This is a genomic window from Mucilaginibacter sp. BGA-UO-ETr-C110, from assembly GCF_059567985.1.
The window spans coordinates 6,469,863-6,488,165 of sequence record NZ_JCAQPB010000002.1; the positions used below are offsets into that span (position 1 = coordinate 6,469,863).

Genomic DNA, 18,303 nt, shown 5'->3' on the forward strand with positions numbered 1-18,303 from the left:
GTTCAAATTTCAACGGTTATATTAGTTTTGTAGCATGAAGTTTGGAGTAGTTATATTTCCCGGGTCTAATTGTGATGAAGACATCATATATGTATTAGAAAAAATAATGGGTCAGCAGGTGGTTAGGTTATGGCATAAAGACCATGATCTGCAAGGTGTTGACTTTGTTGTTTTACCAGGCGGTTTTTCTTTTGGCGATTATCTTCGTTCCGGCGCGATATCCCGTTTTTCACCCATCATGCAGGAGGTTATACAATTTGCAGCAAAAGGTGGCTATGTAATGGGTATCTGCAATGGTTTCCAGATATTGACCGAAGCCGGCTTGCTTGATGGCGCTTTATTACACAATGAAAACCGCAAGTTTATTTGCCGCAACATCTATTTAAAACCGCAAACAACTCAATCATTACTTACAGCCCAACTGGTACAGGATCAGGCTTATAAAATACCTATCGCTCATGGCGAGGGTAACTATTTTGCCAGTGCCGATGTAGTAAAGGCGCTGAATGATAATGATCAGGTATTGTTCAGATACTGCGATGAGGCCGGTAACATTGTTGCCGATGCCAATCCTAACGGATCATTGGAGAACATTGCCGGTATTTGCAATGCCAACAGGAACGTATTTGGATTAATGCCTCACCCTGAACGCGCTGCCGACAGTTTGCTGGCTAATGAAGATGGACTGGCTATTTTTGAATCTATATTATCATTAATTAAGGCCTGATGACCAATTTGGTTATCGATATTGGTAATACGTATACAAAAATCGCGGTTTTTAAGCTGAATGAACTGTTAGCAGTAATGCAGTTTGAAACGGTTGACCCTGACACGCTGGATAATTTTTTAAATAATTATCAGATCGACAGGGCAATCATATCATCTGTAAAAAAACATGTTGAGCCCTGGCAAACCGGTTTAGAGGCAAAAATGCCGGTTACCTATTTCAACGCATTAATAAACAGCGGTATACAGAACCATTATTTAACCCCTGAAACTCTTGGTACTGATCGTTTAGCGGCTGTTATAGGAGCAAGCCATACCTATCCGGAGCTCAACAGTCTGGTAATTACTGGCGGAACCGCTATAACATATGATTACGTTGATGCAGCCGGAAATTATTTTGGCGGCAGTATATCACCGGGATTAAATATGCGTTATAAGGCTTTAAATTATTATACAGCCGGCTTGCCATTGATCAGTACAGACGCCGCCTTTAATGCAGCATATGGCGATAGTACCGAAACAGCTATACGCTCGGGTGTGCAAAACGGAATAAAATATGAACTATTGGGGTTTATGGAAAGCTATAAAGCCAACAATCCCCAGCTAAATATTGTGCTAAGCGGGGGCGACAGTATTTTTTTTGATACTCTATTGAAAAATAGCATCTTTGCCCCCTATATTAAAATTGAACCTTATTTGGTTTTAAAAGGATTAAACGCAGCTATACAAAAGCATAATGATTAAATATACCAGGTTTTTTATAACACTTTTATTGGCTGTTAGTGCATTTGCAGCACATTCACAATCAACGGCTACCACAAGCTCTCCATATTCAAGGTATGGTATAGGTGACATTGATCCTCAGTTAATGCCTCAGAATATAGGTATGGGTGGTATTAGCGTGGCCACAAACAAAATAAGCGGATTTAACAATATCAATATAGTAAACCCGGCTTCATACGGCGCCATAAATCTTACTACTATTGATATAGGCGTTTACAGCAACTTTTTAACCCTAAGCCAAACGGGTTCTGCCAGTCAGAAAAATAGCAATTTCAGGTTAAGCCATTTGGCTTTTGCAATACCGGTAACCAAACGTTCTGCATTGAGTTTTGGCTTGTTGCCTTACAGCGAACGCGGTTATAACTATAAAAACACCGTTAAAGGAAACGGCGTGATACCTGCCGATACCAACCTTACCAATTATACTTACAGCGGCGATGGTGGTTTATCAAAAGCTTATTTTGGTTATGGTTTTGGTATAGGCAAACACCTCTTAATTGGTGCTAACGTATCTTACATCTTCGGTACGTTAAAAGACATTAGTACAACAGAAATAAACACTAATATTAACGGGGTAATATATCCGCTACCAGGTACAACCAACTCAAAAATTGAATCAAGCAATTCTATAGCCGGGTTAAATTATGATTATGGTGTACAATACTCCGTTGATTTTTCTGATACCAAGCACCTTACTTTCGGGTATTCGGGCTCATTAAACTCCAAGCTGAATTCTACCAGCAGTTTTATTGTAAGCCAGTATTTTAATGATAACAGTGGTAACGAAGATATCCCGTTGGATAGCGTTGTCAATAAACAGAGTTCCAAAACAAAAATAAAACTTCCGCTAACCAACCGTTTTGGTATATCGTTCCAAAGCGATGGCAAGTTCCTGGTAGGCGCTGATTATACCATGAGCAAATGGTCGCAACTATCAATTGGTGGCGTAAACCAGGGTTTGCAGGATAGCCGTACGTTTAACGTCGGTGGTCAGTATACGCCAAACATTGCTACCTTACGTAACTATCTGGCTTCGGTTGATTACCGTTTAGGGGCTATATATGATGAAACTTATATGATGGTTAACAATACCAGGATTAAAACATATGCCCTTACAGCGGGTGTTGGTATGCCTTTACGACCTGTTAACGGTAGTTTCTACAAGATCAATATCTCTGCCGAAGTGGGCAGAAGAGGCTCCCTGGTAAATGGCCTGGTACGTGAAAACTATGTCAATATCCATTTAGGCTTCACCCTGAACGATAAGTGGTTCCAGAAATATAAATTTGATTAAGAAAACAGCATGTATAACCGGGTAAAACATTGGAAAGGCTTATGCCTGTTGTTGCCCGTTTTGGTGTTTTTTATATCATCCTGCGAGAACGATCTGAACAAGGTTAAGGAGATCGCGTCAAACGAGGTAGGTACTATAGTAGAGCCTACTACGGGTGTGGATCTTATCCTGAGCGACTCGGCTAAGGTAACTATACACCTTACCGCGCCCTTAATTTTGCAGTACAACCCCCAGAATACCAAAACTACTTATAAAGTAGCGCCTAAAGGGATCAAGATAATTCATTACGACAAACTAACCCAAAAGCAGGATGGTACCATTATTGCCGATACCGGCATACTGCACGCGGGCGAAAAATTGTATGAGTTCCGGAAAAACGTAGTGGCCACCAACTCCCAGGGCGATGTTTACAAATCAGATGAGCTGTTTTGGGATTCGGCCACAAAAAAAGTGTACTCCCATAAAGTTGTGGAGGTTTTTATGAAAAGCGGGAATGTTATGAATGGGAATAGTTTTGAGAGCGATGATGCCTTTTTACACCCTTCTCTTAAAAATAGTAAAGGGGTGTTTCATGTAGACGAAAACGGGGCTCAGTAACGTTTTTTTATCAGGAAAATTTTGTGTTATAGAATTTTACTAAAAATTGTATCTTGCGCCCTCTTTTGAGCAATAGAAACCGTCATGAGTTGTCCTTTAAAAAATAGATTAGCGCATGATAGCTTCATTTCCTTTAAAGAACAGATTATTATAAGAAAAATAATTATAAAAAGTATATGGGTATAATGGGTTATTTGCGCGACCGGATGGGGAAAATTGTTGCCATCCTTATTGGTTTAGCGCTCCTTGCTTTTATTGTAAGTGAGGTTGTAAGGTCGGGCGGCTCTTTTTTCAGAGACGATAGCAACGAATTGGCTGTGGTGAACGGCGAAAAGGTGCCTTACGATGAGTTTAATAAAAAACTGGAACAAAATACTGCACAGTTTAAACAAGCGGGGCAAGCTATTTCTCCGCAGATCACCAGTTACATACAGGAAACTACCTGGAACCAATACCTGAGCCAGATACTGATGGGCAAAGAGATTGAAAAATTAGGTATTGTAGTTGGCACCGACGAAAGCACATCAATGGTTAATGGCAATAGCCCCGACCCACAGATAGCACGTCAGTTCTCTGATCCGCAAACCGGTCAGTTTGATCGTAACAAATTAAACCAGTTTTTGAGCTACCTGCAATCAGCAAAAGCCGATCCAACTCAAAAACAAGCCTGGGCTGATTTCCTGACTCAATTGATCGAAGCAAAGAAAGCGACTAAATACATGGCTTTGGTTACCAACGGCTTGTATGTGAACTCGCTGGATGCTAAAGATGATTATGAAGCAAAAAACAAACTGGTGAATTTTAAATATGCCACACTGGATTATGCTTCTATTCCTGATGCCAAGGTTACTTTAACTGATGAGGACTACAGTACTTATTATAACGCGCACAAAGGCGAATTCAAGAATCCGCAGGATGTACGTTCATTTGAGTATGTAAGCTTTAACGCGGCGCCTTCAAAAGATGATAGCGTTGCTATAAAGGCACAGGTTGATAAACTAGCCGACGCTTTTAAAGCCAGCACCAACGATTCGCTTTTTGTACAGATCAATTCTGAAACAAAAACGCCTATCAGCTTCCAGAAAAAAGGCGGATTAGAGCCAAAGCTGGATACCGTGATGTTTAACGCGGCCAAAGGTTTTGTATATGGTCCTTACATATCAAACGGCAGTTACAAACTGGCCAAATTGACTGATGAGAAAACAACTTTTGATTCGGTAAAAACCCGTCATATATTAATTAACCCGGCTACCGAGGGTGGTGTTGAAAAAGCTATTGCTAAAGCCGATTCAATCAAGAAACTGATTCAAGGCGGTAAATCATTTACCGATCTGGCTGCTACTTTCTCTGCTGATAAAGGCAGCGGTACAAAAGGCGGCGATATCCCTGCATTTGACGTTAATGGTGCTATGGGTGGTGGCCAGGGCCAAATCACTCCGGAATATACCAACGCTGCTTTTAAAGCAGGCAAAGGCGATCTGATCGTGGTTACTTCACAATTTGGAGTACACCTGATCCAGATAGAAGATCAGAAAGGATCTGTAAAAGTGGTAAAAGTTGCCGTTGTTGATAAACCAATAGCAGCCAGCAGCAAAACTCAAACAGTAGCATACAGTCACGCACAACAGTTTTTAGGTAACCTTACCAAAGATAACTTTGACGCCGAGGTAAAAAAAGAAGGATTAAAAAAGAGCGTAGCTGAAGATTTTACAGGTGTTGCAGCCAGCTTACCAGGCTTGGATAATGCACGCGACATTGTAAGATGGGCATATAAAGCCGAAAAAGGTGATATCACCGATAAAGTATTTACCGTAGGTGATCAGTACGTTGTTACCCGCCTAACCGAAATTAAGCCTAAAGGTATATTATCATTAGAGGCTGTTAAAAAACAAATTGAACCAGCCGTACGCAACGAAGTAAAAGCTAAGCAACTGGACGAGAAATTCCAGGGTGCTACAAGCATCGATCAGGCTGCTCAAAAAGCAGGCGTTAAGGTTGTTCCTGTTCAAAACGTGGTTTTTGCAAACCCGATTATCCCGGGCGCATCATTGGAATATAAAGTGATCGGTTCTATTTTTGGTTCACAACCTAACAAACTCTCTAAACCGGTTAACGGTCAGCAAGGTGTTTATGTATACGTTGTGGATGGTTTCACTAATCCTGCGGCACTTACAAATAACGTAAGAGAGAAACAACAAATAGCCCAGGCATTAATGCAACGGGCGGCAGGCCAGATACTGGATGCCTTGAAAGATAATGCTATTGTAAAAGATAACAGGTACAAACTGTTATAAGAAAATTTTAAAGTAATTTTGTATCCGGGATCAGTCTGAGTGCTGTTCCCGGATTTTTTATTATTGGGATTTTTAAAAATCACTAATTCAATAATTGCTTCCAATGGATATACAGGAAAATATAGTGAATAAAGTAGCACAGAGTGGCCTGGTCACTTTGGATCCTGCTGCTTTTTATCCCGCCGGCGAGCGTGTTATTTATGATATTAAAGATAACCTGTTCCACGGTTTGATGCTACGCGAAAAAGATTTCAGGGAATTTATAAAAGAACACGACTGGGCACAATATACCGGCAAAAATGTGGGCATCACCTGCACTGCCGATGCCATTGTACCCGCATGGGCCTATATGCTGTTAGCTAACCGTATGGCTCCGTATGCACGGGAAATTGTTTTTGGCGATGAAGCTGTTTTGGAAACCGTATTGTTTGAAAAAGAAATAGCCAAAGCCGATTTTGAGCAATACCGTGATCAGCGTATTGTACTAAAAGGCTGTGGTGATACCGAAGTACCGGTTTCGGCCTATGTGGAACTCACCAAAAAGCTCAGCCCTATAGTAAAAAGCCTGATGTTCGGCGAGCCCTGCTCAACCGTACCCATTTATAAGCGAAAAGATTAATTTTTTGGTATCAAGTAGTTAGTATCAAGACAGCTGCATTTTATGTAGCGTTAAAGAGTCGTGATACTTGATACTAGCTACTTGATACTATCTCCCACACAATAAAAGAGCGATTAAACCATTTATAGTAAAGCTTTGTCATATCTTCGGCCCGCTATTTGTCAGTGGGTGTGTGATATAAAAAGCAATTATTGCTAATGAGAAAATCCCTTTTGTTTACCATGTTACTCTTTTTATGGGGTAGTAAAGTTTTTTCGCAGGAACTTACAAAAATCAGCGAACCTGTTTTTAAAGTAGGCGAAAAGCTAAGCTATAAAATGAAGTACGGTGTATTTACTGCTGCCGAGGCCGATATCAGGGTGGAAGCCAGCGATAAAAAGTTGGATGCCCCCGCCTTTCATTTAATAGCCGAGGGTAAAACGGCTGGCTCTTTTGATTTCTTTTACAAAGTGCGCAATAAGTACGAATCATACGTTGATCAAAACACCCTGATGCCCTACTTTTATACCGAGAACAGGCGCGAAGGAAAATGGAAACATAGCGATAATGTGACCTTTGATCATAAGGATAGCAAGGTAACCGCGAATAAAGGAGTGTTTACATTTAAAGGACAAACATTTGATTTTGTATCGGCCTATTATTTTGCCCGCACTATTGATGTTTCCAAAATGAAAGTAGGGGAGAAATTCGAGTTGCAGTACTTCCTGGAAGATGGCTTTCATTCTATGGGTATCACCTACGTGGGTACCGAAGTGGTGAGTTGTTCGATGGGGAAATTCAACTGTCTTAAATTTAATCCGACAATCATCCCTGGGCGTATTTTCAGAAAAGATAGTAAATTGTACCTTTGGATAACAAATGATGGCAACAGGATACCTGTAAAGGCGCATGTGGAGGTTATACTGGGCAGTATCACCATGGATCTGCAAGCAGCCAGCGGTTTAAAGTATCCATTAAATCCTATAAAAAAATAATTAAAAGAATATGATTGAGGTTGGTAATGTTTTGGTGCACGAGGATGTAGTGAGAGAGAATTTTGTTTGTAACCTTAACAAATGCAAAGGCGCCTGCTGTTTAGAAGGTGATTCGGGTGCGCCCTTAAATGCCGATGAGCTTGATATTTTAAAAGAGATATATCCTAAAGTGAAACCTTACCTTACCGAAAAGGGGATCAAAACCATTGAAAAGGTAGGTACTTATGTAAAAGATTTTGAAGGCGATTATACCACACCCTGTGTTGATGTAAATAAAGAGTGCGCTTACGTAATATGGGAAAACGGTGTCACCAAATGTGGTATCGAGAAAGCTTACGAGCAGGGTGCTATCAGCTGGAAAAAACCTATCTCCTGTCACTTATATCCTATACGTATTACCGCCTATCCCGAATTTGACGTGCTGAATTATGATCGCTGGAGTATTTGCAGCCCTGCATGTTCTTTCGGAGATGAGCTTAAAGTACGGGTACATGAATTTTTAAAAGATCCCCTGATACGCAAATATGGGAAGGAATGGTACCAGGAGCTGGAGAATGAAGTTTCGGGCATCTGATGATAAGAGTCAAGACAGTCTGTTTTAATTAATGATTTTCTTAATTAAATTAAAGCAAAATCAAAGTTGTTGCATGTCTCAACTCTTGCCTCTTGGTTCTTGATTCTTTTTCTCTTAATTCTCATTGTTTTTGGATAATATTGTAAATATAAGTTATAGCCGATAAATACTTATGAAAACAGCTTTAATAACGGGGGTAACAGGTCAGGATGGTGCGTATCTCGCCGAATTCTTACTAAAGAAAGGCTATGCTGTACACGGTGTAAAACGGCGGTCGTCTTTATTTAATACCGACCGTATAGACCATCTTTATCATGACCCGCATGAACCCAATGTAAAGTTTAAGCTGCATTACGGCGACCTGACCGATTCCACTAACCTCATCAGGTTGGTGCAGGAAGTGCAGCCCGATGAAATATACAACCTTGCCGCGCAAAGCCATGTAAAGGTGAGTTTTGATACGCCCGAATATACTGCCAATGCCGATGGCATTGGTACACTGCGAATCCTGGAAGCTGTACGGTTATTAGGTCTAACCCAAAAAACACGTATATACCAGGCATCAACATCCGAACTTTATGGCTTGGTACAGGCTGTTCCGCAAAGTGAAACCACACCATTTTATCCGCGCTCGCCATATGCGGTAGCTAAACTATACGGCTACTGGATCATTGTAAATTACCGCGAAGCCTATAACATGTATGCTTGCAACGGCATTTTGTTTAATCATGAAAGCCCTATCCGTGGCGAAACTTTTGTTACCCGTAAAATTACACGAGCAGCTTCAAAAATAGCCTTGGGTTTGCAGGACTGCCTGTATGTGGGTAACCTTTCGGCACAGCGCGACTGGGGTCATGCTAAAGATTATATTGAAGCCATGTGGCTAATGCTGCAGCAAGAAAAGGCCGAAGATTTTGTAATAGCTACCGGTGTTACTACTACCGTTCGTGATTTTATAAAAATGGCTTTCAATGAATTAGGCATCGAAGTAGAGTTTAGCGGCAAGGATGAACATGAGCGTGGCGTGATTATTGATATTGATGAGCAAAAAGCGAAAGAGCTGGGCTTAAATACAGATGCCCTTAAGTTTGGACAAACCGTAGTAAAGGTTGATACCAAATACTTTAGGCCAACCGAGGTTGAACTGTTAATTGGAGACGCTACAAAGGCTTTTGAAAAATTAGGATGGAAACCTAAATATGACCTTCAGGCCCTGGTTACCGATATGGTGTTATCAGACCTGCACCTGGTTAAAAAGGATGAATATCTGAAAAAAGGCGGTTTTAACACGCTTAATTACTTTGAATAAAATTTATCAATTCTGCATGAAGAAAATATTTACCAGCGTTATACTATTATTTTTAATAAGCGGGATTGTAAAGGCACAATCAGTATATCAACCTTACTCTTATCAGTTTTACCAGAAACTGGATGCCGATGTTTATTCCACGCAAACCCGTGTACATAGCTCAATAAAACCCTTTTTTGTTGATGATTCATTGATAAGGTTTCATTATGACTCTTTAATGAATTTGAGCGGACTAAAAGGGAAATTCTTTACCGAGCACCAGATTGATGTGAAGGGGAAAGGCTACACTTTTTACACCGATCTTTTACCCGATTTTAACCTGAGCCGGGATTTTTCCAATAAAAAGAACACCAACTCGGGCTCACTTGGGCTGCAGGTAGGGGGTACCGTTGGTAATAAGTTATCCTATAATGTGAGCGCCTATGAAAACAGGGCCGTGCTTCCTGATTACCTGGCCACGTATACCAACCAGGTAGGTATAGCTCCCGGGCAGGCCTATGCGGGTATTTATGGTAATGAGTACCGCTGGTCGTACATTACAGCGTTGGTATCATACACTCCCAATAAATATCTGAACGTAACCGCCGGGCGGGATAAAACTTTTATTGGTGATGGCTATCGCTCTGAGTTATTATCTGATTATGCTTCACCATATCCATTTATTAAATTAACCGCCACCCTGGGTAATGTAAGATACATGGCGATGTGGGCCTACTTTAATGATCCGCTATCTGTTAAAGTAGATAACGGCGACCGTAAAAAATATGGCGTATTCCATTACCTGGACTGGAATGTAAGTAACCGGCTTTCGTTAGGCTTTTTTGATGCGGTTATCTGGCCTGCTAAAGATGACCTTGGCCATGAGCGTGGTTTTGATTTTACTTATATCAACCCTGTTATATTCTTACGGCCTGTTGAGGCAACAAACGGCTCGCCGGATAATGCTTTGATCGGGTTAACAGGTAAATATAAACTTACAGACGGCGTTACAGTCTACGGTCAGTTTGCGCTTGATGAGTTTGAGGCGAAAAACTTTTTCTCCAGCAATGGCAGTTCTCGAAATAAATATGGCTGGCAATTGGGACTTAGAGGCGCAAACCTGTTTAATGTAAGTGGATTAAATTACCTGTTGGAAACTAATAACGTAAAGCCATACACCTATTCAGAGCGTAGTTCCATAGTTAACTATTCTGAAAATGGCGAACCATTAGCGCATCCATGGGGAGCAAACTTTCGTGAACTGGTTGGGTTGTTGAATTACTCCTATAAAAGATTCGATTTTTCCGGAGAGCTTGATTACGGGCATTACGGCTTGGATACGGATGATCTTAACTTCGGTAAAGATCTCTTTCAGCAATACATAGATCCGGCAAGGGCTTTGGGCAACTATACCGGCCAGGGCTTAACAACCAATATGGTTTATGTAGAAGGTAAAGTAGCCTATCTGTTAAACCCTAAATATAACCTGCGTTTTGAATTAGGCGGAATTTATCGTTCTGAAAAGAACAGCCAGTTTCATGACAAAACAGGTATGATCACTTTTGGTATACGCAGCTCGTTCCGGGCTATTTACAATGATTTAGCGAGTTATAAAACGCATTAAATTGCGAGTACACATAAAACAAAAAAAGCGGCTTAGCCGCTTTTTTTGTTTTATGATGCTATGGTATGTGTATTATGCTTAGCGCCTAAATTTCTAACCTGTGCTATAATGTGTTGCGCATCATAGCCGCATTCGGCCCAAAGTTCGGGTTGTTCACCGTGCTCTATGATCTTATCTGGTATGCCCAGGCGTTTTACCGTTGTATTCTGATAGCCATTATCGGCCATAAATTCCAGTACTGCGCTGCCCATTCCTCCTTCAAGGCAACCATCCTCAACCGTAATTACTTTGCTGAACTTCTTAAATACTTCGTGAAGTAAAGCTTCGTCAAGCGGTTTTACAAAGCGCAGGTCATAATGCGCTGGGTAATAGCCTTCGGTATTTAGGGCGGCAGTGGCTTTTACTACTTCGTTACCGATGGCGCCTATGGATAGGATAGCAACCTCGTCGCCATCGCAAACTTTGCGGCCTTTACCAACAGGTATGGCCTTGAACGGACGCTGCCAATCAACCATTACACCGTTACCACGAGGATATCTGATCACAAAGGGGCCCATGTTTTCTTGCTGAGCGGTAAACATCAAGTTACGCAGCTCTTCTTCGTTCATTGGTGCAGATACCGTCATATTGGGTATGCAGCGCATAAAAGCCAGGTCATAAGCTCCATGATGGGTTGGCCCATCAGCTCCTACAAGGCCTGCCCTGTCCAAACAGAATATCACATTGAGTTTTTGAATGGCCACGTCGTGTATCACCTGATCATACGCCCTTTGCATAAAGCTGGAATATATATTGCAGAATGGTACCAAACCTTGAGTAGCCAATCCCGCCGAAAATGTTACCGCGTGCTGTTCGGCTATGCCTACGTCAAAAGCGCGGGTTGGCATGGCTTTCATCATGAGGTTAAGCGAGCATCCCGAAGGCATGGCCGGAGTAATGCCCATAATTTTAGGATTTTGCTCGGCCAGTTCAATAATACTGTGCCCAAAAACGTCCTGGTATTTAGGTGGCTGAGGTTTATCGTACTTGGTTTTCTTGATCTCACCGGTTATTTTATCAAATAAACCTGGAGCGTGCCATTTGGTCTGGTCTTTTTCGGCCAGGGCATAGCCTTTACCTTTGGTGGTAATGCAATGCAATAATTTGGGCCCTGGTATATCGCGCAGGTCTTTGAGCACTTTTACCAGGTGGTTTACATCATGACCATCAATAGGGCCAAAATACCTGAACTTAAGGGCCTCAAAAAAGTTGCTGCGTTTTAGCAGGGTGCCCTTAATGCTTTTTTCTATCTTCTGCGCTATTTTAAAGGCATCTGGACCTATGGCTGATAACTTGGCCAACACATGAGCTATATCATCTCTGAAGCGGTTATATGGCTTGGAGGTGGTGATATCTGTAAGGTATTCCTTTAGCGCACCTACATTGGGGTCGATAGACATGTTATTGTCGTTCAGGATCACCAGTAAGTTTGAACTTTCAATTCCGGCATGGTTAAGCGCTTCAAAGGCCATACCCGCGGTCATGGCGCCATCGCCAATAACAGCAACGTGCTGTCTGTCGGTCTCGCCTTTGTAATGCGAAGCTACGGCCATACCAAGCGCTACAGAAATAGAGGTAGAGGAGTGCCCTACACCAAAGGTATCGTATTCGCTTTCTGAACGTTTTGGAAAGCCGCTGAGGCCTTTATATATACGGTTGGTATGAAATTCGTCACGGCGGCCGGTAAGTATTTTATGGCCGTAAGCCTGGTGGCCTACATCCCAAACTAATTGATCATAGGGGGTGTTCAGTACGTATTGAAGGGCCACTGTTAACTCTACAACACCTAAACTGGCAGCAAAATGGCCACCATTTACCGATACCACATCAATAATATACTGGCGCAGTTCCTGGCAAACCTGTTCAAGCTCAGTTTCGTTAAGTCGCTTTAAATCAGATGGATAATTTATTGTTTTTAATAAATCCCCGGCTGGTACCTGCATTGACATTTGTAAGAATATTTAACTTACAAAGTAAGTTATTTATTTATAAAAACAGGTTATCTAAATGTATTTATTGTTTCAGGATAGTATCAAGTAGCTAGTATCAAGTATCAAGATTCTTGGGGAGTCCGGGAAAAAGAAAAAGTCATGATACTTGATACTAGCTACTTGATACCCTATTCTACTAAAAAATCTTATTTTTACAACAGATTTATGACCGACGACAGTTTTGCTATAAAATTACCCCAATTTGAAGGTCCGTTTGATCTGCTGCTTTTTTTTATTGAAAGGGATGAGCTGGATATACATGATATCCCCATAGCTCGCATAGCCGATGATTTTTTAAACTACATACACCAAATGACCAGCCTTAACATGGAGCTGGCCAGCGAGTTTATTTTTGTGGCCGCCACGCTGATGCGTATCAAGGCAAAAATGTTACTACCCCGTTATGAGGCTGATGATGCCGGCGACGAAGCCGATACCAAAGAAAACCTGATCAGGAAACTGATAGAGTATAAAAAATTCAAGGAACTGTGCGAAGAGATACGCCCTTATGAAGAAGAGCGTTTTAAACAGGAAAAGCGGGGTAATATCAAGCATGACCTGGAGCAGGTAGAAAAGGTTACCCACCCCGGTGAAGAATTATCGGAGTTAAGCTTATATAAGCTGATGATGGTGCATGAGCGGCTGATGCGTAATTATCTTAACCGTAGCGAAGAGGTAAAGCATACCGTTGTTCAATACCCTTACACTATCGAAAAGCAAAAGAAAGCGGTAAGCGATCTGCTCAAGATCAATAAAATGCTTGATTTTAAAGCGATTGCCGGGCATTCAGAAAATAAGGTACACTTTGTTTATAATTTTCTGGCTGTTTTAGAAATGCTGCAGCAGGAGCTGATAGATATACAGATCGGATTAGGATATAATAATTTCTGGATATCAGCCAGAGAGGAGCTTAAAGCAGAAAGCTAAAGGCTTAAAGCTTTTAGATCGTTCAAATACCTGCGTAATAAGCAAAGAGTCAAGGCTCAATACAAAAAAGCTTTCAGCTTTTAGCCTTAGGCTTTAGGCTTTTTGCTAACTTAGGCCCGTTTTATACATAGTGCCGTTTTAATTATATATAATGAAAAGAGACAAATTAATTTTTAAGTTATTGGATGAAGAGCAACAACGCCAGGAAGAGGGTATTGAGCTGATAGCATCTGAGAATTTTGTGAGCCGTCAGGTTATGGAAGCTGCGGGTTCTGTGGCTACCAATAAATATGCCGAAGGTTTACCAGGCAAACGTTATTATGGCGGCTGTCAGGTAGTTGATGAAATTGAAACCATCGCTATTGAAAGAGCTAAGCAACTGTTCAATGCCGAGTGGGCAAATGTTCAACCACACTCAGGCGCTCAGGCTAATGCTGCTGTAATGTTGGCAGTTCTTCAACCGGGCGACAAAATATTAGGATTTGATCTGTCACATGGTGGCCACTTAACCCATGGCTCACCGGTTAACTTTTCTGGTAAATTATATGAGCCGCATTTTTACGGCGTAGTTAGAGAAACCGGACTGGTTGATTATAAACAACTGGAAAAAGTTGCCCTTAAAGAAAAACCAAAACTGATCATTTGTGGCGCTTCGGCTTACTCGCGCGATTGGGATTATGAATTTATACGTAAGGTTGCAGATAAAATAGGCGCATTGGTACTGGCTGATATATCACACCCTGCCGGGCTTATTGCCAGAGGGTTATTAGCCGATCCGCTGCCGCATTGCCATATAGTTACTACCACAACACATAAAACATTACGCGGCCCGCGTGGTGGCCTGATCCTTTTAGGTAAAGACTTTGAAAATCCATTCGGTATAAAAACGCCTAAAGGCGAAGTAAGGATGATGTCGTCATTACTGGATATGGCTGTTTTCCCGGGCACACAAGGTGGCCCATTGGAGCACATCATAGCGGCAAAAGCGATAGCCTTTGGCGAAGCTTTAAGCGAAAGCTATATGAAATACATCCTGCAGGTTAAAAAGAATGCCGCGGCTATGGCCGAAGCTTTTGTTAAGCGTGGTTATGAGATCATATCAGGCGGTACGGATAACCATTTAATGCTGATCGATCTGCGTAATAAAAACATTACCGGTAAAGCGGCCGAAAACGCTTTGGTAACCGCGGATATCACCGTAAACAAAAATATGGTTCCTTATGATGATAAGTCGCCGTTTGTTACTTCTGGTATACGCGTGGGCACCGCAGCTATTACAACGCGTGGCATGAAAGAGAAGCAAATGGAACACATTGTAGAGCTGATAGATGCGGTAATTGTTGACCCGGAAAATGAACCTTCTTTAAAGAAAATACGTAAAAAGGTCCACAAGCTGATGTACGATTATCCGTTGTACAGAGAAAGCAGCGCGGAATAATTAATGACCCAAAGGCAGCAGGAAAATTTAATAACTCAAAAGGAACGTTTAGAGGCCCTGCTGTCGTACCATATTTTAGATACACCTCCTGAAAAGGAGTACGATGCTATTACCCGCCTTACATCTTATGTATGTAATGTTCCTGTTGTCCTCATCACCCTGATTGATGCCGACAGGCAATGGGTTAAGTCTAAATTTAGCGCCGGTGCTGATGAAATCATCAGTGCCGGCGCTTTTTGCAATAGTACCATCCTGACTGACCAGATACTGGAGATAAGTGATACCCTACTTAATGAAACCTTTAAGGATAACGTTGAGGTTGTAAGTCAGCATGTACGGTTTTATGCCGGTGCGCCCTTGATTGACCCGAATGGACATCATTTAGGTACCCTTTGTATTATTGATACAGTACCCCACACGCTCAGCACCGAACAGCGCGACGCTTTGCGGATACTGGCCGATAAGGTGATGTCGCACTTTCTATTGCGCAAACGAAATAGAGACCTGGAAGCAAGCCTTGCAGTTCATAAAGAGTTTCACGACCTTTTTGACAGCTCTCCCGATATTCATTGTATTCTGGATCGGGATTTTAAAATTGAGCGGATCAACCAGTCTGTTAAACAGGTTTTAGGCTATACCGTAGAGGAGGTAACCGGAAAACCGATATGGGATTTCTTCAGGGAGAAGGAAAGGGATATGTTTCTGAATAAATTGCGGGAGGGGTTAAATGGGCAGGATAAATTTGAATTTGAAACACCCATTTTTGCGCCGGATCATGCTGTTAAATGGTTAAGCTGGGCGGCAACGTTTAAAGGCGATAAATGGTTTGCCAGCGGCAGGGATGTAAGTTATCAGAAGCAGGTTGTAAAAGAACTCAAACAATTATCGCTGGTGGCCAGTAAAGTTGTTAATGGTGTAGTGATCAGTAATGCTGCCGATGAAGTAGTGTGGGTGAATGAAGCGTTTGAGCATATTACCGGCTATAATCTTTCGGATGTTGAAAATAAATACCTGGGCACCACTTTAAAAGGTAAGCCGGTTGACAACGCGGCCATTGAAAAATTAGACGCATCGATAAGAAAGAAAGAATCATACGAAGTAGATCTGCTCATCGATCGAAAAGATGGAACCCCGATATGGATCACAGTTGTCAATTCTGTTATTCATAATCAAAAAGGAGAGATTGATAAATCTATCAGGATTGTTATTGATATTACTGCCCGTAAAAAAATTGAGCAGGAGTTAGAGATATTGTCTTTCGCAGCCAGAAAATCGCCCAGTGGTATTTTTATACGCGATGCTGAGGGCAAAATGCTCTGGATGAATGAGGCCCTGGAAAATATCATCGGATATTCGTTTGCCGAGTTGGAAGGAAAGATCATGGGTAATACCCTGGTTGGTGAAGATACTGACCTGGTCGTGTTTGAAAGCGCGGTAATAGCCGTAAGAGAAAACAGACCATACGAGATCGAGATTAAAGTATACAAAAAGGATCATACCCCACGCTGGGTATTTTTATCCAACAGTCCGCTGTTTAACGAAGCCGGTAAGGTTGATCGCCAGATTGGTGTAATGGTTGATATCACCGAGCGTAAAAAAAGCGAGGAAGAGCTTACCAAGCTTTCGTTAGTGGCCAGTAATACCACAAGCGGCGTAGTTATAAACAACAGCGAGGGGAAGGTGGAATGGGTAAATCCGGCATTTGAAAATATCACCGGATATAATATCCGGGAAGTGAGCGGTAACCATTTGGGCGATGTACTAAAAGGTGAGTTAACAGATGTCTCAATTATTCAAAAAACACGCGAACTATCCCGGAATAAACAATCTTTTGATGTCGACCTGCTCATTTATCGTAAAGATGGGCAGCCTTTGTGGATATCGGTTATCAACTCGGTAATTATTGGAAATGATGGTGACGTTGATAAATATATCGAGGTAATTATTGACATCACGGCAAAAAAGAAAGCCGAGATAGAGTTGATCACAGCAAAGGAAGAGGCTTTGCAATTAAGCCGCGCCAAGGACATGTTCATATCGGTGATGAGCCATGAAATACGGACACCACTTAATGCAGTGATCGGAATGTCGCACCTGCTGCTTGAGGATAATCCGATGGATTCGCAAAAGGAAAATCTGAGCATTCTCAAATTTTCGGCCGAGAATTTAATGACACTGATCAATGATGTGCTGGACTTTACCAAAATAGAAACGGGTAACATCGATCTGGAGAAGGCTAATGTGGATATGCGGGAGCTTATTCAGAGCATCAATACCTCCATGCGATACCGTGCGGATGAAAAAAATATTTACCTTAGCAAAAGCATCGATGATGCGGTACCTGCAGTTGTAATAGGCGACAGAACCCGCTTATGCCAGATATTATTGAACCTGGTGAGCAATGCGGTTAAGTTTACAGACGAGGGTGGAATTAATATTGACCTGAAAGTAATTCAGGAAAGTGATAAGGATGTCCGGATACGTTTCTCTGTTTCAGATACAGGCATAGGTATTGCAGCTGATAAACTGGGTACCATATTTGAACAGTTTAAACAAGCCGAACCGGATACTACACGCAAGTATGGTGGCACCGGCCTGGGTTTAGCTATTAGCAAAAGACTGATTGAACTGCATGATTCAAGAATAAATGTTGATAGCATACCAAACAAGGGCTCTACTTTTTGGTTCACTATTACGTTTAAGAAAACAAACACCCATTTGAACAATAATAACAACAATTTGGAAGTAGGACTCAAAATAAATGTTTTAGTAGTTGATGATAACCAGATAAACCGGTTACTGATCAATAAGATCCTGAAAAAATGGGGTGCTAATGCAGATTTTGCTGAAAATGGTCTTGAAGCTATCCACAAAATAGAAAACAACCGGAATTACAATGTGGTATTAATGGATATTCACATGCCGCAGATGGGTGGCTTGGAAGCAACCCAGATCATACGTGCTATGCCCGATCCGTATTTTCAGCAACTACCTATCATTGCCTTAACCGCATCTATGCTGAGCAACCAGATGGGTGAAATAGACAATGCCGGGATGAATGATTATGTTTTAAAACCCTTTGACCCCAAATCACTTTATGATAAGCTGAGCCGGTATCAGCATCAGTAAAGATCC

The 18,303-nt window shown here is 41.7% G+C and carries 14 protein-coding genes; 13 read left to right on the forward strand and 1 reads right to left on the reverse strand.

Going from position 1 to position 18,303, the window contains the following annotated elements; all coding sequences use genetic code 11:
- Nucleotides 1-34: 34 nt before the first annotated feature.
- The 10 genes from purQ to AC57BQ_RS27915 all read left to right on the forward strand — a co-directional run bounded on the left by purQ (nt 35) and on the right by AC57BQ_RS27915 (nt 10,773).
- Nucleotides 35-727: a phosphoribosylformylglycinamidine synthase subunit PurQ gene (gene purQ / locus AC57BQ_RS27870; RefSeq protein ID WP_090471569.1), complete on the forward strand. Its 693-nt coding sequence runs from the start codon at nt 35-37 to the stop codon at nt 725-727.
- The gene (locus AC57BQ_RS27875; RefSeq protein WP_496409350.1) at nt 727-1,470 is read left to right on the forward strand and encodes a type III pantothenate kinase; all 744 of its coding nucleotides are present in this window, start codon (nt 727-729) and stop codon (nt 1,468-1,470) included. The genes purQ and AC57BQ_RS27875 overlap by 1 nt, the downstream gene beginning before the upstream one ends.
- Nucleotides 1,463-2,803, forward strand: a complete 1,341-nt coding sequence (bamG, locus tag AC57BQ_RS27880) for a BamG family beta-barrel-assembly machinery protein (RefSeq protein WP_496409351.1) — start codon at nt 1,463-1,465, stop codon at nt 2,801-2,803. Before AC57BQ_RS27875 ends, bamG begins: the two co-directional genes overlap by 8 nt.
- Before the next feature lie 9 nt (nt 2,804-2,812).
- Nucleotides 2,813-3,400, forward strand: coding sequence for an LPS export ABC transporter periplasmic protein LptC (gene lptC, locus AC57BQ_RS27885; RefSeq protein ID WP_496409352.1), 588 nt, complete (start codon nt 2,813-2,815; stop codon nt 3,398-3,400).
- A gap of 176 nt (nt 3,401-3,576) precedes the next feature.
- The gene (locus AC57BQ_RS27890; RefSeq protein WP_496409353.1) at nt 3,577-5,694 is read left to right on the forward strand and encodes a peptidylprolyl isomerase; all 2,118 of its coding nucleotides are present in this window, start codon (nt 3,577-3,579) and stop codon (nt 5,692-5,694) included.
- 103 nt (nt 5,695-5,797) lie between these two features.
- Complete coding sequence (locus AC57BQ_RS27895; RefSeq protein ID WP_496409354.1) at nt 5,798-6,313, forward strand: DUF2480 family protein; 516 nt, start codon at nt 5,798-5,800, stop codon at nt 6,311-6,313.
- Nucleotides 6,314-6,510: 197 nt separating this feature from the next.
- A complete protein-coding gene (locus AC57BQ_RS27900; protein ID WP_496409355.1) occupies nt 6,511-7,287 on the forward strand; it encodes a DUF3108 domain-containing protein in 777 nt (258 codons plus the stop codon).
- A gap of 10 nt (nt 7,288-7,297) precedes the next feature.
- Nucleotides 7,298-7,861 (forward strand): DUF3109 family protein, encoded by a 564-nt coding sequence (locus AC57BQ_RS27905; protein ID WP_496409356.1) that lies wholly within the window; start codon nt 7,298-7,300, stop codon nt 7,859-7,861.
- A 172-nt stretch (nt 7,862-8,033) separates the two neighbouring features.
- Nucleotides 8,034-9,170: a GDP-mannose 4,6-dehydratase gene (gene gmd, locus AC57BQ_RS27910; protein ID WP_496409357.1), complete on the forward strand. Its 1,137-nt coding sequence runs from the start codon at nt 8,034-8,036 to the stop codon at nt 9,168-9,170.
- Nucleotides 9,171-9,186: 16 nt separating this feature from the next.
- Entirely contained in the window at nt 9,187-10,773 is a 1,587-nt protein-coding gene (locus AC57BQ_RS27915) for a gliding motility protein RemB (RefSeq protein WP_496409358.1), read from the forward strand.
- 50 nt (nt 10,774-10,823) lie between these two features.
- Here AC57BQ_RS27915 and dxs read toward each other — a convergent pair whose 3' ends face one another.
- The gene (gene dxs, locus AC57BQ_RS27920; RefSeq protein WP_496409498.1) at nt 10,824-12,755 is read right to left on the reverse strand and encodes a 1-deoxy-D-xylulose-5-phosphate synthase; all 1,932 of its coding nucleotides are present in this window, start codon (nt 12,753-12,755) and stop codon (nt 10,824-10,826) included.
- Between the two features lie 213 nt (nt 12,756-12,968).
- On the opposite strand from dxs, the gene AC57BQ_RS27925 reads away from it, so the two are divergent.
- From AC57BQ_RS27925 to AC57BQ_RS27935, 3 genes are all read left to right on the forward strand, one after another.
- On the forward strand, nt 12,969-13,730 hold the full coding sequence (locus AC57BQ_RS27925) for a segregation and condensation protein A (RefSeq protein ID WP_496409359.1): 762 nt from the start codon (nt 12,969-12,971) through the stop codon (nt 13,728-13,730).
- A gap of 151 nt (nt 13,731-13,881) precedes the next feature.
- Nucleotides 13,882-15,168, forward strand: a complete 1,287-nt coding sequence (gene glyA, locus AC57BQ_RS27930; protein ID WP_496409360.1) for a serine hydroxymethyltransferase — start codon at nt 13,882-13,884, stop codon at nt 15,166-15,168.
- A gap of 3 nt (nt 15,169-15,171) precedes the next feature.
- Nucleotides 15,172-18,297 (forward strand): PAS domain S-box protein, encoded by a 3,126-nt coding sequence (locus AC57BQ_RS27935; protein ID WP_496409361.1) that lies wholly within the window; start codon nt 15,172-15,174, stop codon nt 18,295-18,297.
- The last annotated feature ends 6 nt before the right edge of the window (nt 18,298-18,303 follow it).